This window comes from Pseudomonas sp. 1152_12 (assembly GCF_052850675.1).
This window is the reverse complement of record NZ_VXCW01000009.1, coordinates 106433-127936: the sequence shown is the minus strand read 5'-3', so window position 1 is coordinate 127936 and position 21504 is coordinate 106433. Positions and strand designations below refer to the sequence as shown.

At 61.4% G+C, this 21504-nt stretch carries 19 protein-coding genes; 9 read left to right on the top strand and 10 right to left on the bottom strand.

Annotation, left to right across the window (positions count from 1 at the left end):
- Positions 1 to 68 precede the first annotated feature (68 nt).
- A complete protein-coding gene (locus tag FW764_RS18280) occupies positions 69 to 1379 on the top strand; it encodes an MFS transporter (protein WP_053257838.1) in 1311 nt (436 codons plus the stop codon).
- 105 nt (positions 1380 to 1484) lie between these two features.
- On the opposite strand, the gene purT is transcribed toward FW764_RS18280, so the two are convergent.
- From purT to FW764_RS18255, 5 genes are all read right to left on the bottom strand, one after another.
- Positions 1485 to 2666, bottom strand: coding sequence for a formate-dependent phosphoribosylglycinamide formyltransferase (gene purT, locus FW764_RS18275; RefSeq protein ID WP_446435069.1), 1182 nt, complete (start codon positions 2664 to 2666; stop codon positions 1485 to 1487).
- Between the two features lie 69 nt (positions 2667 to 2735).
- Entirely contained in the window at positions 2736 to 3203 is a 468-nt protein-coding gene (locus tag FW764_RS18270; protein WP_446435068.1) for a preQ0 transporter, read from the bottom strand.
- Positions 3204 to 3365: 162 nt separating this feature from the next.
- Positions 3366 to 3581: a DUF1289 domain-containing protein gene (locus tag FW764_RS18265; RefSeq protein ID WP_446435067.1), complete on the bottom strand. Its 216-nt coding sequence runs from the start codon at positions 3579 to 3581 to the stop codon at positions 3366 to 3368.
- Entirely contained in the window at positions 3578 to 4102 is a 525-nt protein-coding gene (locus tag FW764_RS18260) for a gamma carbonic anhydrase family protein (protein WP_446435066.1), read from the bottom strand. Before FW764_RS18260 ends, FW764_RS18265 begins: the two co-directional genes overlap by 4 nt.
- Before the next feature lie 36 nt (positions 4103 to 4138).
- On the bottom strand, positions 4139 to 4741 hold the full coding sequence (locus FW764_RS18255) for a CoA pyrophosphatase (RefSeq protein ID WP_446435065.1): 603 nt from the start codon (positions 4739 to 4741) through the stop codon (positions 4139 to 4141).
- A 146-nt stretch (positions 4742 to 4887) separates the two neighbouring features.
- Here FW764_RS18255 and FW764_RS18250 point away from each other — a divergent pair, with 146 nt between their 5' ends.
- The 7 genes from FW764_RS18250 to nagE all read left to right on the top strand — a co-directional run bounded on the left by FW764_RS18250 (position 4888) and on the right by nagE (position 13387).
- Entirely contained in the window at positions 4888 to 5436 is a 549-nt protein-coding gene (locus FW764_RS18250) for an NUDIX hydrolase (protein WP_446435064.1), read from the top strand.
- Between the two features lie 40 nt (positions 5437 to 5476).
- Positions 5477 to 5980: a L,D-transpeptidase family protein gene (locus FW764_RS18245; RefSeq protein ID WP_446435063.1), complete on the top strand. Its 504-nt coding sequence runs from the start codon at positions 5477 to 5479 to the stop codon at positions 5978 to 5980.
- A gap of 263 nt (positions 5981 to 6243) precedes the next feature.
- Positions 6244 to 7002, top strand: a complete 759-nt coding sequence (locus FW764_RS18240) for a GntR family transcriptional regulator (RefSeq protein ID WP_446435062.1) — start codon at positions 6244 to 6246, stop codon at positions 7000 to 7002.
- Positions 7003 to 7012: 10 nt separating this feature from the next.
- On the top strand, positions 7013 to 8119 hold the full coding sequence (gene nagA / locus FW764_RS18235; RefSeq protein ID WP_446435061.1) for an N-acetylglucosamine-6-phosphate deacetylase: 1107 nt from the start codon (positions 7013 to 7015) through the stop codon (positions 8117 to 8119).
- Positions 8100 to 9122, top strand: a complete 1023-nt coding sequence (locus FW764_RS18230; protein ID WP_446435060.1) for an SIS domain-containing protein — start codon at positions 8100 to 8102, stop codon at positions 9120 to 9122. Before nagA ends, FW764_RS18230 begins: the two co-directional genes overlap by 20 nt.
- 29 nt (positions 9123 to 9151) lie before the next feature.
- On the top strand, positions 9152 to 11662 hold the full coding sequence (gene ptsP, locus FW764_RS18225; RefSeq protein WP_446435059.1) for a phosphoenolpyruvate--protein phosphotransferase: 2511 nt from the start codon (positions 9152 to 9154) through the stop codon (positions 11660 to 11662).
- A 27-nt stretch (positions 11663 to 11689) separates the two neighbouring features.
- Complete coding sequence (nagE, locus tag FW764_RS18220) at positions 11690 to 13387, top strand: N-acetylglucosamine-specific PTS transporter subunit IIBC (protein ID WP_446435058.1); 1698 nt, start codon at positions 11690 to 11692, stop codon at positions 13385 to 13387.
- A gap of 210 nt (positions 13388 to 13597) precedes the next feature.
- On the opposite strand, the gene FW764_RS18215 is transcribed toward nagE, so the two are convergent.
- The 5 genes from FW764_RS18215 to purL all read right to left on the bottom strand — a co-directional run bounded on the left by FW764_RS18215 (position 13598) and on the right by purL (position 19692).
- Positions 13598 to 13858, bottom strand: a complete 261-nt coding sequence (locus FW764_RS18215; RefSeq protein ID WP_446435191.1) for a DUF6124 family protein — start codon at positions 13856 to 13858, stop codon at positions 13598 to 13600.
- A gap of 236 nt (positions 13859 to 14094) precedes the next feature.
- Complete coding sequence (locus tag FW764_RS18210) at positions 14095 to 14547, bottom strand: hypothetical protein (protein ID WP_177017076.1); 453 nt, start codon at positions 14545 to 14547, stop codon at positions 14095 to 14097.
- Complete coding sequence (locus tag FW764_RS18205; RefSeq protein WP_446435057.1) at positions 14531 to 15100, bottom strand: DUF6036 family nucleotidyltransferase; 570 nt, start codon at positions 15098 to 15100, stop codon at positions 14531 to 14533. Before FW764_RS18205 ends, FW764_RS18210 begins: the two co-directional genes overlap by 17 nt.
- A gap of 379 nt (positions 15101 to 15479) precedes the next feature.
- Complete coding sequence (locus tag FW764_RS18200; RefSeq protein WP_446435056.1) at positions 15480 to 15791, bottom strand: NGG1p interacting factor NIF3; 312 nt, start codon at positions 15789 to 15791, stop codon at positions 15480 to 15482.
- Between the two features lie 4 nt (positions 15792 to 15795).
- On the bottom strand, positions 15796 to 19692 hold the full coding sequence (gene purL / locus FW764_RS18195) for a phosphoribosylformylglycinamidine synthase (protein WP_446435055.1): 3897 nt from the start codon (positions 19690 to 19692) through the stop codon (positions 15796 to 15798).
- A gap of 286 nt (positions 19693 to 19978) precedes the next feature.
- Here purL and mltF point away from each other — a divergent pair, with 286 nt between their 5' ends.
- Entirely contained in the window at positions 19979 to 21439 is a 1461-nt protein-coding gene (gene mltF / locus FW764_RS18190) for a membrane-bound lytic murein transglycosylase MltF (RefSeq protein WP_446435054.1), read from the top strand.
- Positions 21440 to 21504: the final 65 nt, after the last annotated feature.

Genomic DNA, 21504 nt, shown 5'->3' with positions numbered 1-21504 from the left:
CTGATCCATGGGTGTTCGACCAATAATAATCCGCGTCCAAACGCGCAATGACTGCCAGGGATACCTCAATGAGCACCACCTATAACGAGGCAGCGACCGCCGCCCCGCTCAACTCGACCGCACGGGTCGCGACCGCAAGCATCGTCGGCACCGCCATCGAGTTCTACGATTTCTACATCTACGCCACGGCTGCTGCGCTGGTGATCGGCCCGGTGTTCTTCCCGCAGACCTCCGGCACCGCGCAGATGCTGGCGTCGTTCCTGACCTTCGGCATCGCCTTTATCGCACGCCCATTGGGCTCGGCGCTGTTCGGCCACTTCGGTGACCGTATCGGGCGCAAATCAACCCTGGTCGCCTCGTTGCTGCTGATGGGCGTGTGCACCACGCTGATCGGCTTACTGCCGGGCTATGACAGCATCGGCGCCTGGGCCCCGATTCTGTTGTGTGTGCTGCGTTTCGGCCAGGGCCTCGGGCTTGGCGGGGAATGGGGTGGCGCGGCATTGCTGGCGACCGAGAACGCCCCAAAGGGCAAGCGCGCCTGGTTCGGCATGTTCCCGCAACTCGGCCCGTCGATTGGTTTTCTGGCCGCGAACGGCTTGTTCCTGATCCTGGCTATGAGCCTGAACGACGAGCAATTCCGCAGCTGGGGCTGGCGCATCCCGTTCATCCTCAGCGCAGCGTTGGTGATGGTCGGCCTGTATGCGCGCTTGAAGCTGCATGAAACCCCGGTGTTCGCCAACGCCGTGGCCAAAGAAGCACCGGTGAAAGTGCCGTTGGTGGAACTGTTCAGCCAGCATTGGCTGCCGGTACTGCTGGGCGCGGCGTCAATGGTGGTGTGTTATGCACTGTTCTACATCACCACCGCGTTTTCCCTGAGCTACGGCGTTTCCACCCTGGGCTACAGCCGCGAAACGTTCCTTGGCTTGCTGTGCTTTGCGGTGTTGTTCATGGGTTTGGCCACACCGCTGGCAGCCTTGGCCAGTGATCGTTACGGGCGCAAGCCGGTGCTGATTGTCGGCGCAGTGCTGGCGATTCTGTCGGGCTTCACCATGGAACCGCTGCTGACCCACGGCTCGACCTGGGCGGTGGCGTTGTTCCTGGCGCTGGAGCTGTTCCTGATGGGCGTGACCTTCGCGCCGATGGGCGCCTTGCTGCCGGAACTGTTCCCGACGCGCGTGCGTTATACCGGCGCTTCGGCGGCGTATAACCTGGGGGGAATTGTCGGTGCGTCGGCCGCACCATTCTTCGCGACCAAGCTGGTGGCGATGGGCGGGCTGAGTTATGTCGGCGGGTATGTGTCGGCAGCAGCGTTGCTCAGCTTGATTGCTGTGCTGTGCCTGAAAGAGACGCGGGATAATGATTTGAACAAGGTCGCCTGATAGACCGCCTTCGCGAGCAAGCCCGCTCCCACATTCGACCGCATTTATCCTGTAGGAATGCGGTCAACTGTGGGAGCGGGCTTGCTCGCGAAAGGCGCGCCTCGGTTACAGCTCTACGACAACAGCTTTGGAAGCACGGGTAGCCTTCGCCCGAGCCGCCTCAATCGACTCATCCCGCGCCAACGCCACACCCATCCGACGCTGACCATTCACTTCTGGCTTACCAAACAGACGCAACGCCGTGTCCGGCTCGCTCAAGGCGGCGCCGAGGTTGGCGAATGCCGTCTGGGTGGACTGCCCTTCCACCAGAATCACTGCCGAAGCCGAAGGCCCGAACTGACGGATCAACGGAATCGGCAGCCCCAGGATGGCGCGAGCGTGCAGCGCGAACTGCGACAGATCCTGAGAAATCAGCGTCACCAAACCGGTGTCATGCGGGCGCGGCGACACTTCGCTGAACCACACCTGATCGCCCTTGATGAACAATTCCACGCCAAACAGGCCACGGCCACCCAGCGCCTCGGTCACGGCTTTGGCCACCCGCTCGGATTCCGCCAGGGCAATCGGGCTCATGGCTTGCGGCTGCCAGGATTCCTGGTAGTCACCCTTCTCCTGACGGTGGCCGACCGGCGCGCAGAAGGTGGTGCCGCCGATGTGGCGCACGGTCAGCAGGGTGATTTCGTAGTCGAAGTCGATGAAGCCTTCGATGATCACTCGGCCTTTACCCGCCCGCCCGCCTTCCTGGGCGTAATCCCAGGCTTTGCGCACGTCATCAGTGCTGCGCAGCAGGCTCTGGCCCTTGCCCGAGGAACTCATCACCGGCTTGACCACGCAGGGGAAGCCCAGATCCTGAACGGCCTTGCTGTAGTCTTCGAAGGTGTCGGCAAAGTGGTACGGCGAGGTCGGCAGGTCCAGCTCTTCGGCGGCCAGGCGGCGAATGCCTTCGCGGTTCATGGTCAGCGAGGTGGCACGCGCGGTCGGGATCACGGTGAAGCCTTCGGCCTCCAGCTCCACCAGCGTAGCGGTGGCGATGGCTTCGATTTCCGGCACGATGAAATGCGGCTTTTCGGCTTCGATCACCGCACGCAGGGCGGCGCCGTCGAGCATGTTGATCACGTGGCTACGGTGCGCGACCTGCATGGCCGGCGCGTTGGCGTAGCGATCCACGGCAATCACTTCAACGCCCAGGCGTTGCAGTTCGATTACCACTTCCTTGCCCAGCTCACCGCAGCCACACAGCAAAACGCGGGTCGCGGTTGGCGACAATGGAGTTCCGATTCGGGTCATCTCAGGTCCTCAGGGGAGCGGATCATGGGGAGAAAGGCCGGCATTTTACATGAACTGCAAGAATTGGCCTCAGTTGGCGACGGCGCGTTTGCGCATGCGCCAGGCCATGATCAGCCACACCACGGTGACCCCGGCGAATTTCGACACCAACGCCGTGCCGGCCACCGCTGGCGTCAGCGCGCCGATCAGGCCAAAGAAGATAAAGGTATCGATGGGAATGCTCAGCGCCGAACTTATCCACAGGCGATCGTGCAGCGGGCGCTTGGTGATGCTGAACACCAGCCAGTCGATGCACTCGGACACGGCAAACGCCGTGGCGCTGGCCAGGGCGATAGACGGGTCGGAGGTGATATACGACAGCACCAACGCCGCCAGCATGGCGATAATCGCGCCGTGGCCGAAGCGGGTTTGCACCATGTCGCGCAGGATAAACACCAGGCCGCCCCAGGCCGACCAGATGACATCCAAGTGCGGTGCAGTGGAAAAGGCGAAGTTAATCAGCACGACACTGCTGATGTAGGCGATCAGGAAGAACATGAGGGGATTGGCCTGTGGGTAATGCGCAACAGGGTACACAAATAAAGGGATATCGTCTGGCAGGGCCTCTTCGCGAGCAAGCCCGCCCCCACACTTTGACCCTATTCCTACAGGATAAACACGATCAAATGTGGGAGCGGGCTGGCTCGCGAAAGCGGTCTATCAGGCACCCGACTTACCGGGCATCATCCACACCAACCCACTCGCCTTCGCCCGCTCATGGCACAACCCCAGCACTACCCGGCGTTCGGCATTGTCCATGCGGCTCCAGCGCGTGATCTCGCCCACCGTGCGCTGGCAACCGGTGCACACGTCGTCATCGTCCAGCGCGCAAATGTTCACGCACGGTGAGGCAACAGGCCGTTCAATCGGGTTCATGTTTCCTGCTCAACCAGGTCACGCGCATAGCGCTGCGCGTTATGCACATAGTGCGCGGCGCTGGCTTCGAGCATGCGTTTTTGCGCCTCGGTCAGCTCGCGCACCACCTTGCCCGGCGAGCCCATCACCAACGAGCCATCGGGAATTTCCTTGCCTTCGCCGATCAACGAATTGGCGCCGATGATGCAATGCTTGCCGATCTTGGCGCCGTTGAGGATCACCGCGTTAATGCCGATCAAACTGTAGTCGTCGACGGTGCAGCCATGCAGCATGGCGTTGTGGCCGATGGTCACACCAGTGCCCAGGGTCAGCGGATAGCCCATGTCGGTGTGCATCACGCTGCCGTCCTGCACATTACTGTTCTTGCCGATCAGGATCAGCTCGTTGTCGCCACGCAACACCGCGTTAAACCACACGTTGGCGCCCTCTTCCAGCTTGACCTTGCCGACCAGCGTGGCATTCGGCGCCACCCAGCTGTGCGGGTGAGTCTCGACGCGGGCGTCGCCCAGGCGGTATTTCATGGTGTGTCCTCACGGCGGTGCCATTCAAACGATGGCTTAGGTATTGATGAAACTCTTGGGCGGCTGGTGCAGGCTGATGTGGGTGTCGTCATAGAGCAGGTTGATCAACTCGACGATCATGATTGCCGTCAGCCCCCAGATCTTGTACTCGCCAAACCGATAGCTGGGCACATACCAACTGCGGCCCTGGTAATCGATGCGGTGGGTATGTTCGCGCGGGTCCTGGCGAAAAAACTCCAGGGGCACGCTGAACACGGCGGCAATCTCGGCGTCATTGGCCAGGTATTCAACGTAATCAGGGATAACACCGACATAGGGCGTTACACGAATACCGTGCAAGGAGATCAGTGGGCTCAACGGGCCGATGACTTCCACCAGGCCGGGCGGCAAGCCGATTTCTTCTTCGGCTTCACGTAGCGCGGTGAATATCAGGTCCGGGTCCTCCGGGTCACGCCGCCCACCGGGGAACGCCACTTCGCCGCCGTGGGTCGACAGGCCGCTGGCGCGCAGGGTCAAAATCAGCTCAGGTTCGTCGCTGCGGGTAATCGGCACCAACACCGCGGCCTCGGGGAAACGCCCGTCAGTTTCAAGCCGATGAGGGGTGTGATTGCTTACCCGGCGAAGTAGCTCGTCCAGCATGAGTCATCTCGGTCTGTTGGCTACCTCGCATCATGCACCAAAGCTGGCAGGCACCCAACCCCAAAACCCGGCGTATATCGCGAAACGACAACTTGCAGGGCCCTGCCCGCCAAGCCAAGATAGGCCCACTCTCCAGGAACCCCAGCATGAACTTCTGCAGCCAGTGCGGTAAACCGGTTACCCAGCGCATTCCCGAAGGCGACGCACGCCTGCGCTTTGTGTGTGATCACTGCTCGACCATTCACTACCAGAACCCCAATATCGTCGCCGGCACCGTGCCGGTGTGGGGCGATAAAGTGCTGCTGTGCCGGCGCGCCATCGAGCCGCGCCTGGGTTACTGGACCTTACCTGCAGGCTTTATGGAAAACGGCGAGACCGTAGAACAGGCCGCCCTGCGCGAAACCCAAGAAGAAGCCTGCGCCCGCGTGCGCAACCTGAGCCTCTACACCCTGATCGACGTGCCGCACATCAGCCAAGTGCACATTTTCTACCGCGCCGAATTGGTCGACCTGGACTTCGCCGCAGGCCCTGAAAGCCTTGAAGTAAAACTGTTCGATGAAGCCGACATCCCTTGGTCAGAGCTGGCTTTCCGCACGGTCGGGCGTACCTTAGAATGCTTCTTCGCCGACCGTAAACAACAGCTGTTCCCAGTACGCAGCGAGTCGGTGCCGCCGATGACGCGGCCGGCCACATAACACTTCCAGGCAGCACCGTCTTACAAGGAAAACCGTTTTAATGCGTTGGTTGCTCGCTTTTATCTGCCTGTCGTTCGCTACCCTGTCTTCGGCCTCCACGGTGGAAACCCTGGGCGGCAAACCTGTCGAGAAAATCCTGGTGCTCAAGTCGGCCCACCAGTTGCAGTTGATCAACGACGGCAAGCCGCTGAAGACTTATCGCATCTCGCTCGGCAAAAACCCCAAGGGCACCAAGCTGGTCGAAGGCGACCGCCGCACGCCGGAAGGCTTGTATTGGATCGACTGGCGCAAAACCAGCGACCGCTTCAACCTGGCCATGCATATCTCCTACCCGAATATCAGCGACTCCGCGCGCGCGCGCCGTGAAGGCGTGAAACCGGGCAGCATGATCATGATCCACGGCACCCCCGACACCGAGGAATACCCGGAGCAGTGGTTCCACACCCTGGACTGGACCGACGGCTGCATCGGCATGCGCAATGTGGATATGCGCGAAGTCTGGAACCTGGTCAAAGACGGCACCCTGATCGAGATTCGGCCGTAAACACCTACCGTTGGTAAAATAATCAAAAAATAATTCCTGCCCCTGGCAGCGCCTGCCGGTGAATACCAGTTCACCGCGCCGGGCTGCGTAGTTCTGCGCGCGATACAGACCTCTCTAATACCACTTGATACCAGGCACCAATAAAGCGCCCTGAAGCCGGGCTCCGCACCGTTTTGGCAGCATTGACATGGTATTTAAGTGGTATTAATTTCCGGCCATTACCGGGCGACAACACTCCAATAACCGCATCGGAAACTTCACAGATGAATCCCATCCAGACGCTGCGCCCCGACGACAAGCAATCCACGCCGCTCTACCTGCAACTGGCCCGCAACCTTGAAGCGGCGATCCATGCCGGCCAGTGGAAATCCGAGCAGGCTTTGCCCTCGGAACGCGCCCTCAGCGAGCAACTGAGCATCTCGCGGGTGACCGCGCGTAAAGCGCTGGAAGTGTTGTTTGCCCAAGGGCTGATTCGCCGTAGCCAAGGCTCCGGCACCTTTATCACGCCGCGCTTGGAACAACCGCTGTCACGCCTGTCGGGCTTCAGCGAGATGCTGCGTCTCAAGGGTTTCGTGCCCACGTCTCAATGGCTGGAACGCGACATCAGCCCGCCAACCCATGAAGAGCTGATCCGCTTGTGCCTGTCGCCTACCGACAAAGTCGCGCGCCTCAAACGTCTGCGTAAGGCCGATGACACGGTGATGGCAATTGAAATGACCGCCATGCCCGCCTCGGTGCTGCCGCACCCGCAAGCCATCGGCAATTCGCTGTACGAATACCTGGAAAGCATCGGCAAGCCTATCGTGCGTGCCCTGCAGCATATCCAGGCGATTAACGCCTCGGATGAGTTCGCCAAGCTGGTGGGCATTGCCCCCGGCACCGCCATGCTGCTGATGACGCGGGTCGGCTACACCGCCGACAACACGCCGATTGAAATCACCGACACCTACTGCCGCAACGACTACTACGACTTCGTCGCAGAACTGCGCCGCCACGACTATTCCGCTGAACTGCGAACTTAGAGAACTGCCCATGTCCGAAGACAATATCCTCACGCCCAGCGGCTGGATGCGCGGCCGCCTGGTGCACGAACACGGCAAGGTGGTCGGCATCGACGGCACGCCGTGCGACCCGGCTGACAACGACCTGCCCTACTTGCTGCCAGGTTTCATCGACCTGCACGTACACGGCGGTGGAGGCAAAGACATCATGGAAGGCGTGGCTGCCTTCGAGACCATCACCCGCACCCACGTGCGGTTTGGCACGACGTCACTGCTGGCTACCACGATGACGGCACCGGTGGATGAAATCTCCCGTGTGCTCGGCGAACTCGGCACCTTCTGCGAACAGCGCCCGACCGGCAGCGCCCGTGTACTCGGCGTGCACCTGGAAGGCCCCTACATCAACCCCGGTAAACTCGGCGCCCAACCCAACTTCGCCCACACCGCGTTGATGGCCGAAGTGGAAGCCTACCTGCGTCTGGCGCCGATCCGGGTGATCACCATCGCCCCGGAAATCGCCGGCCACGACGCACTGATTCGCACATTCAGCCAACGCGGCGTGCGCATGCAAATCGGCCACACGTTGGGCAGCTATGAAGAAGGCGTCGCCGCCCTCGCCGCCGGGGCCACCAGCTTCACGCATTTGTACAACGCCATGAGCCCGCTGCATCACCGCGAGCCGGGCATCGTCGGCGCCGCCCTGGCGCACGCCAAATACGCTGAGTTGATCCCGGATTTGCTCCACGTACACCCCGGCGCCATCCGCGTGGCCCTGCGCTCGATCCCGTGTCTGTACTGCGTCACCGATTCCACCGCCGCCGCCGGCATGCCCGACGGCGAATACAAGCTGGGCAGCCACACCGTGACCAAATGCCTGGGTGGCGTACGCCTGGCTGACGGCACCCTCGCCGGCAGCACCCTGACCATGGATCAGGCACTGCGCAACCTGGTGAAAATCGGCCTGCCGATCAGCGAAGCCTCACAACGCCTGTCGCAATTTCCTGCGGACTACCTGGGCCTGGAAGAACGCGGGCGCCTGCAACCCGGCAGCTTTGCCGACTGCGTACGCATGGACCGCTCCCTGCACCTCACCGACGTAATGGTCGAAGGAGAAACCATTGACTTCAAAAATGCTTGAAGAGGCCTTGGCCTCTTGTGATGCCGTCGCGGCGCAACTGCAACGCCTGGACCCGCTGCTGGAAGAGGTCGCCGGGCGCCTGCGTCGTCAGCCACCGCAAGTGGCGATGACCATCGCCCGTGGCAGCTCGGACCATGCCGCCAGCTACTTCGCCTACCTGGCCATGCAGCACGTGGGTATCCCGGTGGCGTCGTTGCCAATGTCGGTGGTGACCTTGTTGCAGGCACCGCTGAAGGTCAGTGGGCAGGTGGCGTTTGGTTTCTCGCAGTCGGGGCAAAGCCCGGACCTGGTCAACAGCCTGCGCCTGTTGCGCAAACGCGGTGCCCTGAGCATTTCGCTGGTCAACGCCGAAGACTCGCCACTGCAAGCCGCCTGCGAATTCCACCTGCCGCTGTGCGCCGGGCCGGAACACAGTGTGGCGGCGACCAAAAGTTTTATCGCCACCCTCAGCGCCAGCGCGCAGTTGATCGGCCACTGGAACCAAGAAGCCGACTTGCTGCAAGCCTGCCGCGCCCTGCCCGATGAGTTGCGTGCCGCCGCCAAACAGGATTGGAGCCGCGCCATCGAGGCCCTGCGCGGTTGCCAGCAATTGATGGTGATCGGCCGTGGCGCCGGTTTTGCCATCGCCCAGGAAGCCGCGCTCAAGCTCAAGGAAACCTCGGCGATCCAGGCCGAAGCCTTCAGCAGCGCCGAAGTGCGCCACGGGCCGATGGCCCTGATCGACCAAAACTACCCGCTGCTGGTATTCGCCCCTCGCGGTGCCGAACAGCCCGGCCTGCTGAGCCTGGCCGCCGACATGCGCCAACGCGGTGCCCGTGTACTGCTGGCTGCGCCGGACGATATCGCCGAACGCGACCTGACCCTGAGCCGCGCCGAACACCCAAGCCTGGACCCGATCCTGGCGATCCAAAGCTTTTACGTAATGGCCGCTGGCCTGGCGCAAGCCCGGGGCATGGACCCGGACCAGCCGCGCCACCTGAGCAAAGTTACCCGCACTCACTGAGTCGCGTTTTCCTGATGAGTACCGTGCCCATGTCTTACAACAATAATGAATTGACCCTAAGCGCCCCCCTCAGTGGCCCGGTGCTGAGCCTGGGCAACGTTCCCGACGAAGTGTTCGCCAGCGGCGCCATGGGCGACGGCATCGCCATCGACCCGCTGAATGACTGCCTGCACGCGCCCTGTGACGGGGTGATTATCCATGTCGCCCGCACCGGGCATGCGCTGACGATTCGTGCCGAAAACGGTGCGGAGGTGCTGATGCATGTGGGCATCGACACCGTGGAGCTGAATGGCGAAGGGTTTGCGCTGCTGGTTAAGGAAGGCGCGCGGGTGAGCAAGGGTCAGGCCCTGGTGCAGTTTGATCTGGACCGGATTGCGCGCCAGTGCAAAAGCCTGATCAGCCTGATCATTCTGACCAATGGCGAGCGCTTTGAGCTGCGGCCGGTAGCGGGAAAAACCGTCAAGGTGGGTGAGCCGTTGCTGCACATTGTTGCGCGCTCGGCAGCAACGTCGCCAGCGGCTGTGGATAACTCGGTCACCGAAGTCCGCGCCAGCGTGCGCATTACTCACCGTGGCGGTTTGCATGCGCGCCCCGCCGCGCTGGTCCGCAAAACCGCCCAAGGGTTCAGCAGCCAGGCACAGCTGCATTTCGCCGGTAAGTCGGCGCCGTGTGACAGCCTGATTGGCTTGATGGGGCTGGGGATCGGCGAAGGCGACGAGGTGCGTGTCACCTGTCGAGGCAAAGATTGCGAAGCGGCGTTGCAGGCGTTGGTTGCCGCGCTGTCCGTGGCCGTCAGTGAAGAAAAGCACGCGCCGGTAGCCGTTGCTCCACCCCGCGTCCATACCGAAGTCGGCGTACTGCAAGGCGTGTGTGCTGCACCGGGCCTGGTCTGTGGGCCGCTGTTGCGCCTTACCGGTATTGAATTGCCGGCGGACACCGGCAACCACTCGGCCGAGGAACAACTGCAGCGGCTAGATACGGCCCTTGAACACGTGCGTGGCGAAATCCGCAACACCCTGGACGACGCTCACCAACGCAAAAATGTCGAAGAGGAAGAGATCTTCGCCGCCCATCTCGCTCTGCTGGAAGACCCGGCCCTGCTGGAAGCGGCCACCGTTGCTATCGAACACGGCAGCGCCGCCACCCACGCCTGGCGCGACGCGATCCAGGCGCAATGCGCAGTGTTGCTGGCGTTGGGCAAACCACTGTTTGCCGAGCGTTCCAATGACCTGCGGGACTTGCAACAACGGGTGCTGCGCGCACTGCTGGGGGAAACCTGGCATTTCGAATTGCCTGCCGGGGCGATTGTCAGCGCCCATGAGCTGACGCCGTCCGACCTGCTGCAACTGAGTGCGCAACACGCCGCCGGCATCTGCATGGCTGAGGGCGGAGCGACGTCTCATGTGGCTATTTTAGCCCGTGGTAAAGGCCTGCCGTGTGTGGTCGCCCTTGGCGCAGAAGTGCTCGACGTGCCGCAAGGCCAGCGCGTGGTGCTTGACGCAGTCAATGGGCGCCTGGAACTGGCGCCCAGCGACGCACGCCACGCCGAAGTGCACCAGATTCGCGACGAGCAGAAACTGCGCCGCCAGCAACAACAAGCCCAAGCGCAGGAACCGGCGCGCACCACCGATGGCATCAGCATCGAAGTCGCCGCCAATGTCGCCTCCAGTGCCGAAGCCCAGGTGGCCTTTGAAAACGGCGCCGATGGTGTCGGCCTGCTGCGCACCGAGTTCCTCTTCGTCGACCGCCGCACCGCGCCGGATGAACAGGAGCAACGCCAAGCCTATCAAGCCGTGCTGGATGCCATGGGCGACAAGTCGGTGATCATCCGTACCATAGACGTTGGTGGCGACAAACAGCTCGACTACCTGCCGCTGCCCGTGGAGGCTAACCCGGTACTGGGCTTGCGCGGTATTCGCATGGCCCAGGTGCGGCCAGAACTGCTCGACCAGCAATTGCGTGCGCTGCTGCAAGTCAGTCCGCTGCAACGTTGCCGCATCCTGCTGCCGATGGTCAGTGAAGTGGATGAACTGCTGCACATCCGCCAGCGCCTGGATGAGTTGTGTGCCGAGCTGGGGCTGACCCAGCGCCCGGAGCTGGGCGTGATGATCGAAGTCCCCGCTGCCGCGCTGATGGCTGAGCAGCTTGCGCAGTATGCAGACTTCCTGTCCATCGGCACCAATGACCTGTCCCAGTACACCCTGGCCATGGACCGCGACCACGCAGGCCTTGCCGCACGGGTCGATGCCTTGCACCCGGCGCTGTTGCGGTTGATCGCCCAGACCTGCGCCGGCGCGGCCAAACATGGGCGTTGGGTGGGTGTCTGCGGTGCCCTCGCGTCCGACCCACTGGCCACGCCAGTGCTGATCGGCCTGGGCGTCAGCGAGCTGTCGGTGAGCCCGCCGCAAATTGGAGAAATCAAGGACCGCGTCCGCCACCTGGACGCGGCTCAATGCCGGCAACTCAGCCTGGGCCTGCTCGACCTGAGCAGCGCGAAGGCGGTTCGCCAAGCCTGTCAACACCACTGGCCGCTGAGCTGACAACAACAAGAAAAAGGGAGACATGCCATGTACCAACATTTTATCGAAGGCTTGCAACGCCTGGGCCGCGCGCTGATGCTGCCGATTGCGATCTTGCCGATCGCCGGGCTTTTGCTGCGCCTGGGCGACACCGACTTGCTCAACATCGCGGTGATGCACGACGCCGGGCAAGCGATATTCGCCAACCTCGCGTTGATCTTCGCCATCGGTATCGCCGTGGGGTTTGCCCGCGACAATAACGGCACGGCGGGGTTGGCCGGGGCGATTGGTTACCTGGTGATGGTCTCCACGCTCAAGGTGATGGACACCAGCATCAACATGGGCATGCTCGCCGGTATCGCCAGCGGCTTGATGGCGGGCGGGCTGTACAACCGCTTCAAGGACATCAAGCTGCCGGAGTACCTCGCCTTCTTTGGCGGGCGACGGTTTGTACCGATCGTTACCGGTTTTTCGGCGGTGGCCCTGGGCGTGATCTTCGGCCTGATCTGGCCGCCGATCCAGCACGGCATCAACAGCTTCGGCGTGCTGCTGATGGAAAGCGGCAGCTTCGGTGCCTTTGTGTTCGGCGTGTTCAACCGCCTGCTGATCGTCACCGGCCTGCACCATATCCTCAACAACATGGCGTGGTTCGTGTTCGGCACCTTTACCGACCCGACCACCGGCGCCGTCGTCACGGGCGACCTGACCCGCTACTTCGCCGGCGACCCAAAAGGCGGCCAATTCATGACTGGCATGTTCCCGGTGATGCTGTTCGGCCTGCCCGCCGCGTGCCTGGCGATGTACCGCAACGCGCTGCCCGAGCGCCGCAAAGTCATGGGCGGGATTTTCCTGTCGATGGCGCTGACCTCGTTTTTGACCGGCGTGACGGAGCCGATTGAATTCGCGTTCATGTTCCTGGCGCCGTTTTTGTACCTGATTCACGCAGTACTCACGGGCCTGTCGATGGCCGTGACCAACATGCTGAATATCCACCTCGGTTTTACCTTCTCCGGTGGGTTTATCGACATGGTGCTCGGCTGGGGTAAGTCCACCAACGGCTGGCTGGTGTTCCCGGTCGGGTTGGCGTACGCGGTGATCTATTACAGCGTGTTCAACTACTGCATTCGCCGCTTCAACCTGAAAACGCCGGGCCGGGAAGACATCCAGGTGGTGCAGGCCGAGGCGATGAGTGATAACCAACGGGCCAGTGCGTATATCCGTGCGCTGGGCGGTGCGGCGAACTTGCTGAGTGTCGGCGCCTGCACCACGCGTCTGCGCTTGGACATGGTGGATCGCAACAAGGCGGTAGATGCAGAGCTCAAAGCACTCGGCGCGATGGCCGTGGTTCGGCCGGGTAACGGCGGCAGCTTACAGGTGGTGGTCGGGCCGATGGCCGACAGCATTGCCGATGAGATTCGCCTGGCCATGCCGTCATTTGTTGCCAGCGCGCCGGTGGCGGTTGCGCCTGTGGATAAGCCGGTTGCGGTGAATGTGCAGGAGGCCGAGAAATGGCTGAAGGCCTTGGGTGGCCGTGAAAATGTACGGCAGTTGGACGCCGTGGCGGTGACCCGATTGCGGGTGGAACTGGGCGATGATTCGGTGTTGTCTGAAGCTGATCTGACGGCGCTGGGCTGCCAGGGTGTGAGCCAGCTGGACAGTGGTGTTTGGCACCTGTTGATTGGTGACAAGGCCTTAGGTTTGGGTGAGGCTTTGGAGCGGTTGGTTACCCGCCCTATCAACGCCTGACCAACCGCTTGATCGTTCCCACGCTCTGCGTGGGAACGATCAAGCGGTTGGTCGGTGGCCACGGGGTCGGCGCCAGGGTTTACAAGAGTAGCGGCGGCTCTGGCCTCTTCGCGAGCAAGCCCGCTCCCACATTTTGATCCCTGCCCGACGTGGCAATGCGGTCAAATGTGGGAGCGGGCTTGCTCGCGAATGGGCCTCATAGACGCCCGATTACTTCTGTTCAGGCACCTCAAATAGATCCCGCACCCGATCCACCATCAACTGAATACCTTCCAGCATCCGATGAATCCCCAGCACCGCATCACGCTGTGGGCCGTCGATGTCAAACGCCAGATTGCCCGCCAGTGCTTGTACTGATGCCAGGTCTTGGGAGGCGTTGGCGAGCAGGGTTTCGCTGTTCAGATTGGAGAGTATGGTGAAGATTTGGTCGGTGGGTTGATCGCCTGCTAGGTGGGACGCAGCTTGAGGCATGGTTAAATCAGGTCGTAAGTTGTCGCTGATCATCGTAAAACTCCATACAGAATAGGCTCCTGGTGAAATTTCAGGCTTGCAGTCCCGGTCACCACATTGGCAGCGACCCGAGAAGATTAGTGACGCCAGTTCCGAGGGACAACCTGAAAGACCTGTGGGGAAACCTCCGAGACTTGAAGATATCGCAGACAATAAAAAACCCGGTCCAAGCCGGGTTGTTTGTTTGTGATCTATGCCTAAGCAGACGCCGCGCGCTGTTCGGCTTCGTAATGGCGAGTCTGGAAAGGCATCAGCGCTTGAGCCTTTAAACCCAACCCCTCACTCAGCCCCCAAGACACCGCCAGTTCATCACGACGGCTGCGCAGCGCAACGGCGCCTTGTGGCTGCACGTTTTGCTTGGCAGCAGAAGCCGAAAACAATTCAAGCGCCTTCAACGCTTCCATTACCCTGGAATCCGTCGCACATGAAAAGCGCGTAAAGCGCTCAAGCAAGTAGCCTGCGCGACGAAGCTCCACTTCACTGGAATGCGCCTTCAGAAAAGCCCTCACCTCGCCCACAAGGTTCGCGTCCGAGTACCAGACTGCTTTCGCTGCACTGACAAGCGCGGCGTCGTCAGCCTGATTCAAAGGGCTTTTGACCAGCGTATCCAAGGCGGATGAGAGGACGGGAGCGTTAAAAGGCTTCGTCAACTTCAGTCTCCAGATAATCGTGCAGAATATTGGTCAGGATGGATCTAGGTGGTTCCTTGTTGCCAACATACATATCAATCGCCTGCAATGCCAGCCGACGGAACTCAGTGGTCGCAATGAAGCCTGCCCTGAGCAGCGCCATGATGTCGCTTACATCCTGATCAGTCGCTCTGCCCAGTTTTGAGATCGCAATATCGATAGGCGCTGCTATGTGAAGATGCAGTGCAGACTCATCAGGAAACTCTTCGAGGGGAAGACTTCGCTCCCAGTAGTCTTCGTGAAGCGGGCCAAAACCAGTGTTGTATTGCAGATCGTAGTTCAGCTCCATGACACGGCCAGACTGCTCATCGAAAAACTCTTCTGGAAACTCCGCCAGCAATGTCCGTAAACGCAGTTTGTCTCGAGTATTCGCACAATAGATTTCTGCATCGACATCAGTGGAGACGCGGTGATGCGTATACAGATGAACAGCACAACCGCCGAACACTATGACCTTGACCGCGCCTGGTTTGGCGCCCTCAATCATCAACTCCACCTCAATGGACTTGAACATTGAAATCAACGCCTGGCCCAACGGGGTACTCGTATTTAGTCGGGGAACAACGACATCTGGAAAATCCATCATTGAATCTCAAGCCGAGGCAAGGTTGCTGAACGGGTCTTGAGTTCAAATCCCGATCGCTGACTTTTCAGCGACCGAGCAAGGCTATTGAGGCCAGTTCCGAGGGACAACCTGAAAGACCTGTGGGAAAGGTCTGAGGTGCCTGTCCCGACGCCTTCGCAGGCAAGCCAGTTCCCACAGTGGGTCGATGTACGACATGATCGCGCGGTCGAATGTGTGAGCTGGCTTGCCTGCGATTGGCCCGTACAGGCAACAAAAAACCCGCTGACCAAACTGGCCCAGCGGGTTTCTTGTTTTAACAGCCGACGAATCAAAAATCCGCCAGCTGCCACACCTCATACGCCGGTGTCTCGTAGGGATGGCTGAGTTTCAACGCGGCCACAACCGCCACAATCAACTCATCCGCCACCACTAACTCAACCTTCCACTCTTCAACCACTTCAACCTGGCCGACCAGCCCGAGAAACGGCTGGCTGCCGTCCAACGCGCGGAATTGGCCCTGGCCCAGCACTTGCCAGGCGCAGCTGTCGTAGTTGCCGATGCGCCCGCCGCCAGCTGCGAAGACGGCGGTTTTCACCGTCTCCACATGGCTTGCGGGCACAAAGAAGCTGAGCTTGTACACCGCCTTAGTTCACCCACACGCGAGCGTTGCGGAACATGCGCATCCAGGCGCCGTCTTCGTTCCACTCTTCCGGGCGCCACGAGTTCTGCACGGCGCGGAATACACGCTCCGGGTGCGGCATCATGATGGTCACGCGACCGTCGCGGCTGGTAAGGCCGGTGATCCCGCGCGGCGAGCCGTTCGGGTTGGCCGGGTAGCTTTCGGTGACCTTGCCGTGGTTGTCGACGAAACGCATGGCCACGCAGCCGGATAGGTCGGCTTCGAGCAGGGCTTCTTCGCTTTCGAACTCGGCATGGCCTTCACCGTGGGCGATGGCGATTGGCATGCGCGAACCGGCCATGCCTTGCAGGAAGATCGAGTTGGACTCTTGCACCTGCACCATGGCGACACGGGCTTCGAACTGCTCGGAACGGTTACGCACAAAGTGCGGCCAGAACTCGCTGCCCGGGATCAGTTCGTGGAGGTTGGACATCATCTGGCAACCGTTGCACACACCCAGGGTGAAGCTGTCATTGCGCTCGAAGAAGCCCTGGAACGCATCGCGCGCACGGCTGTTGAACAGCGCCGACTTGGCCCAGCCTTCACCGGCACCCAATACGTCGCCGTAGGAGAAACCGCCGCAAGCCACCAGGCCTTTGAACTCGTTGAGGTCGACGCGACCGGCGAGGATGTCGCTCATGTGTACGTCGATCGCATTGAAGCCGGCACGGTCGAATGCGGCCGCCATTTCCACCTGGCCGTTGACGCCCTGCTCACGCAGTACGGCAACTTGTGGGCGAATGCCTTTCTTGATGTACGGCGCGGCGATGTCCTGGTTGACGTCGAAGCTGAGCTTGGTGCTCAAGCCCGGGTTGTCTTCTTCCAGGATCACGTCGAATTCCTGCTCGGCGCAGTCGGCGTTATCACGCAGGCGTTGGATCTGGTAGCTGGTCTCGGCCCACTGGCGTTGCAGCAGACGGCGCTGGCCGGCAAACACGGTATCGCCATTGAAGGAGATATTGATTTCGCCGTTGTTGATCGGCTGGCCAATCACCGCCACGCAGTCGTCCAGGCCAGCAGCGCTGAATTGGGCGAGCACGTCCGGGGTGGCGTCCTGGCGAACCTGGATTACCGCGCCCAACTCTTCGTTGAACAGGATGCCGTTGATCTCGGCGGCATCCTCGGCAACGCTGTCGAGCACGATGTTCAAGCCGCAGTGGCCGGCAAAGGCCATCTCGACAACGCTGGTCAGCAGGCCGCCATCGGAACGGTCGTGGTACGCCAGCAGGTGGCCGTCGGCGTTCAGGCCCTGGATCACAGCGAAGAAGGCTTTGAGGTCTTCAGCGTCATCCACGTCCGGCGCATGCTTGCCGAGCTTGCCGTGGGTTTGCGCAAGGATCGAGGCGCCCATGCGGTTCTGGCCACGGCCCAGGTCGATCAGGATCAGGTCGGTGGTGCCCTTGTCCATGCGCAGCTGCGGGGTCAAGGTCTGGCGGATGTCGGTCACCGGTGCAAAACCGGTAACGATCAGCGACAGCGGCGAGGTCACGCTCTTGTCGGTGCCGTCTTCGTTCCAACGGGTGGCCATGGACATCGAGTCCTTGCCCACCGGAATGGTGATACCCAGCTCGGGGCATAGCTCCATGCCGACGGCCTTGACGGTGTCGTACAGGCGCGCGTCTTCACCGGGGTGGCCGGCCGCGGACATCCAGTTGGCCGACAGTTTGATGTCGGACAGCTTGCCGATGCGGGACGCGGCGATGTTGGTGAGGGTTTCACCAATGGCCATGCGGCCCGACGCCGGAGCGTCCAGCAAGGCCAGCGGCGTGCGCTCGCCCATGGCCATGGCTTCACCGGTGTAAACGTCGAAGCTGGTGGCGGTGACGGCCACGTCGGCCACCGGCACCTGCCATGGGCCGACCATTTGGTCACGGGCAACCAGGCCGGTGATGGTGCGGTCGCCGATGGTGATCAGGAAGCTTTTGCTCGCCACGGCCGGGTGGTGCAGCACGCGTTCGATGCTGTCGGCCAGTTCCAGCGTGCTTGGGTCGAAGTCATCGCCCAGCTCGGCTTCACGTACCGCCGAACGGTGCATGCGCGGGGCTTTGCCCAGCAGCACTTCGAGTGGCATGTCCACCGGGCTGTTGCCGAAGTGGCTGTCGGTGACCGTCAGTTGCGGCTCGGCAGTGGCTTCGCCGACCACGGCGAACGGGCAACGCTCGCGTTCGCAGATGGCCTGGAAGCGCGCGAAGTCTTCAGGGCCGACGGCCAGCACGTAGCGTTCCTGGGATTCGTTGCTCCAGATTTCGTGCGGGGCCATGCCCGGCTCGTCGTTTGGAATGTTGCGCAGTTCAAAACGGCCACCACGGTCGCCATCGTTGACCAGTTCCGGGAAGGCGTTGGACAAACCGCCGGCACCGACGTCGTGGATGAAGCTGATCGGGTTCTTGTCACCCAACTGCCAGCAACGGTCGATGACTTCCTGGCAGCGGCGTTCCATTTCAGGGTTTTCGCGCTGTACGGAAGCGAAGTCCAGGTCAGCCGAGCTGGTGCCGGTGGCCATGGAGGAAGCCGCGCCGCCGCCCAGGCCGATCAGCATGGCCGGGCCGCCGAGTACGATCAGCTTGGAGCCGACCAGAATCTCGCCTTTCTTGACGTGTTCTTCACGGATGTTGCCCATGCCGCCGGCCAACATGATCGGCTTATGGTAGCCGCGCACTTCATCGCCATGCGGGGTGGAGATGGACTGCTCAAACGTACGGAAGTAACCGGTCAGTGCCGGACGCCCGAATTCATTGTTGAACGCGGCGCCGCCCAGCGGGCCTTCGATCATGATGTCCAGCGCGGTGACGATGCGCTCAGGCTTACCGTATGGCACTTCCCACGGCTGTTCAAAGCCTGGGATCTGCAGGTTGGACACGGTGAAGCCGGTCAGGCCTGCCTTTGGCTTGGCGCCACGGCCGGTGGCGCCTTCGTCGCGGATCTCACCGCCCGAACCGGTGGCTGCGCCTGGGAACGGGGCAATCGCGGTCGGGTGGTTGTGGGTTTCAACCTTCATCAGGATGTGCACCGGTTCCTGCACCGCGCCGTACTGGCGGGTCTCAGGGTCCGGGAAGAAACGCCCGGCGACGGAGCCGACGATCACCGAAGCGTTGTCCTTATAAGCCGACAGAACGCCTTCGCTGTGCATCACGTAGGTGTTCTTGATCATGCCGAACAGGCTTTTTTCCTGGCTCTGACCGTCGATGTCCCAACTGGCGTTGAAGATCTTGTGACGGCAGTGCTCGGAGTTGGCCTGGGCGAACATCATCAGTTCGATGTCGTGCGGGTTGCGCGCAAGGCCGGTGAAGGCGTTGACCAGGTAGTCGATCTCGTCTTCGGCCAGGGCCAGGCCCAGTTCGGTGTTGGCCTTCTCGAGGGCGGCGCGGCCACCACCCAGCACGTCAATCGCGGTCAGCGGTTTGGGCTCGGCGTGGCTGAACAGACCGGCAGCCTGTTCCAGCTGGCTGACGATGATCTGGGTCATGCGGTCGTGCAGGCTGCTGGCGATCAGCTCGGCCTCGGCGTCGCTGAACTGGCCAGCCACATAGAAAGCGATACCGCGCTCCAGGCGCTGGATTTTTTCCAGGCCACAGTTGCGGGCGATATCACTGGCCTTGCTCGACCAGGGCGAGATGGTGCCGAACCGTGGCAGAACCAGGAACAAGCGGCCGCTAGGCTCTTGAACGGGAACGCTTGGGCCGTACTTCAGAAGGCGCGCCAGCACTTGCTGTTCGTCGGCGGTCAACACGCCGGTAACGTCGGCGAAGTGAGCAAATTCAGCATACAAGCCTGTAACCGCTGGAACCTTTTGGCTCAGTTGCTCAAGGAGTTTGCTGTGGCGAAAGGCAGAAAGGGCAGGAGCGCCGCGCAGGATCAACATCTTCGGGACAGCCTCGGGAAGGGGTGTGCTTTGAGGCCGTGCATTCTAGCGTAAACCGTCGCCAACGGCACCCGAAACGGCACGGGTGGCCGCTGCCGAACGTCAGTTGGCAGGGTTTGCACGGTATCGGGGCGAAATCCTGGGGTTGGCGCGCAGTTATTTTAACCGTCACAAACCCGCGCCAACCCGCGTTTCTGCGGGCTGCAGCCCAGTTTTGCGGGTGCTAGCAGACAAGTCACCTGCTGTCGAGATATGGCGCCGTGGGTCCTTTGCGTATACTGCGCAGATGTTCTCCCCTACTGCTTTGCGCCCGCGATGCGCCAAATGGCTTATCGCCACCGGACTCTTCCTGATGCTCAGCGCCTGTGTTGATAAACCCAGCACGCTCGAGCGAATCAAGGAGGACGGCGTATTGCGGGTAATTACACGGAACAGCCCGGCGACGTATTTCCAGGACCGCAACGGTGAAACCGGTTTCGAATATGAACTGGTCAAGCGCTTTGCCGATGACCTGGGGGTGAAGCTGGAGATCGAGACCGCTGATAACCTCGATGACCTGTTCGGCCAATTGGGCAAACCCAAGGGCCCGGTCCTGGCCGCCGCTGGCCTGGTCGCCAGCGAGCAGCGCGAGCAGCAGGTGCGTTTCTCCCATCCGTATCTGGAAGTGACGCCGCAGATCATCTACCGCAACGGCCAGTCTCGCCCGACCACCCCGGCGGACCTGGTGGGCAAGAAGATCATGGTGCTCAAGGGCAGCACCCACGCCGAGCAATTGGCCGAGCTTAAAAAGCAGAACCCTGCGATTGAATACGAAGAGTCCGACGCTGTAGAAGTGGTCGACCTGCTGCGCATGGTGGACGAGGGGCAAATCGACCTGACCCTGGTGGACTCCAACGAAGTCGCGATGAACCAGGTGTACTTCCCCAATGTGCGCGTGGCCTTCGACCTCGGCAATGCCAGCCACCAAAGCTGGGCCGTGGCCGCAGGTGACGACAACAGCCTGCTCAACGAGATCAATAGCTACCTGGACAAGGTGGAAAAGAACGGCACCCTGCAGCGTCTGAAAGATCGCTATTACGGGCACGTCGATGTACTCGGTTACGTCGGCGCCTACACCTTTGCCCAGCACTTGCAGCAACGCCTGCCCAAATACGAAAAGCACTTTCGGGCCTACGCCAAGGCAGAAAAAGTCGATTGGCGATTACTCGCAGCCATTGGCTATCAAGAATCGCTGTGGCAACCGACCGTCACCTCCAAGACCGGCGTGCGTGGCCTGATGATGCTGACCCAGAACACCGCCCAGGCGATGGGCGTGTCCAACCGCCTGGACGCCAAGCAAAGTATTATGGGCGGCGCCAAGTACCTGGCCAAGATCAAGGATGAGCTGGACGACAGCATCGCCGAGCCTGACCGCACTTGGTTCGCCCTCGCCGCCTACAACGTCGGCACTGGCCATCTGGAAGACGCGCGCACGTTGGCGAAGAAGGACGGTCTGAACCCCAACAAGTGGCTGGACGTGAAGAAGATGTTGCCACGCCTCGCACAGAAGCAGTGGTACAGCAAGACCCGTTACGGCTACGCGCGCGGCGGTGAGCCGGTGCACTTTGTGGCGAACATCCGGCGTTACTACGACATACTCACCTGGGTGACGCAGCCGCAGTTGGAAGGCAACCAAGTGGTCGAAGGCAACTTGCATGTGCCGGGTGTGGATAAGACCAAGCCGCCGGAAGATAACCCGAAGCTGTAGCGCTCTCCCAAACATCACAAAACTAATGTGGGAGCGGGCTTGCTCGCGAAAGCGGTGGGTCAGTC

Coding starts and splice junctions, on each gene's coding strand:
- FW764_RS18280 (WP_053257838.1), top strand. CDS start 69: ATGAGCACCACCTATAACGAGGCAGCGACCGCCGCCCCGCTCAACTCG.
- purT (WP_446435069.1), bottom strand. CDS start 2,666: ATGACCCGAATCGGAACTCCATTGTCGCCAACCGCGACCCGCGTTTTG.
- FW764_RS18270 (WP_446435068.1), bottom strand. CDS start 3,203: ATGTTCTTCCTGATCGCCTACATCAGCAGTGTCGTGCTGATTAACTTC.
- FW764_RS18265 (WP_446435067.1), bottom strand. CDS start 3,581: ATGAACCCGATTGAACGGCCTGTTGCCTCACCGTGCGTGAACATTTGC.
- FW764_RS18260 (WP_446435066.1), bottom strand. CDS start 4,102: ATGAAATACCGCCTGGGCGACGCCCGCGTCGAGACTCACCCGCACAGC.
- FW764_RS18255 (WP_446435065.1), bottom strand. CDS start 4,741: ATGCTGGACGAGCTACTTCGCCGGGTAAGCAATCACACCCCTCATCGG.
- FW764_RS18250 (WP_446435064.1), top strand. CDS start 4,888: ATGAACTTCTGCAGCCAGTGCGGTAAACCGGTTACCCAGCGCATTCCC.
- FW764_RS18245 (WP_446435063.1), top strand. CDS start 5,477: ATGCGTTGGTTGCTCGCTTTTATCTGCCTGTCGTTCGCTACCCTGTCT.
- FW764_RS18240 (WP_446435062.1), top strand. CDS start 6,244: ATGAATCCCATCCAGACGCTGCGCCCCGACGACAAGCAATCCACGCCG.
- nagA (WP_446435061.1), top strand. CDS start 7,013: ATGTCCGAAGACAATATCCTCACGCCCAGCGGCTGGATGCGCGGCCGC.
- ptsP (WP_446435059.1), top strand. CDS start 9,152: ATGTCTTACAACAATAATGAATTGACCCTAAGCGCCCCCCTCAGTGGC.
- nagE (WP_446435058.1), top strand. CDS start 11,690: ATGTACCAACATTTTATCGAAGGCTTGCAACGCCTGGGCCGCGCGCTG.
- FW764_RS18215 (WP_446435191.1), bottom strand. CDS start 13,858: ATGCCTCAAGCTGCGTCCCACCTAGCAGGCGATCAACCCACCGACCAA.
- FW764_RS18205 (WP_446435057.1), bottom strand. CDS start 15,100: ATGTTCAAGTCCATTGAGGTGGAGTTGATGATTGAGGGCGCCAAACCA.
- purL (WP_446435055.1), bottom strand. CDS start 19,692: ATGTTGATCCTGCGCGGCGCTCCTGCCCTTTCTGCCTTTCGCCACAGC.
- mltF (WP_446435054.1), top strand. CDS start 19,979: ATGTTCTCCCCTACTGCTTTGCGCCCGCGATGCGCCAAATGGCTTATC.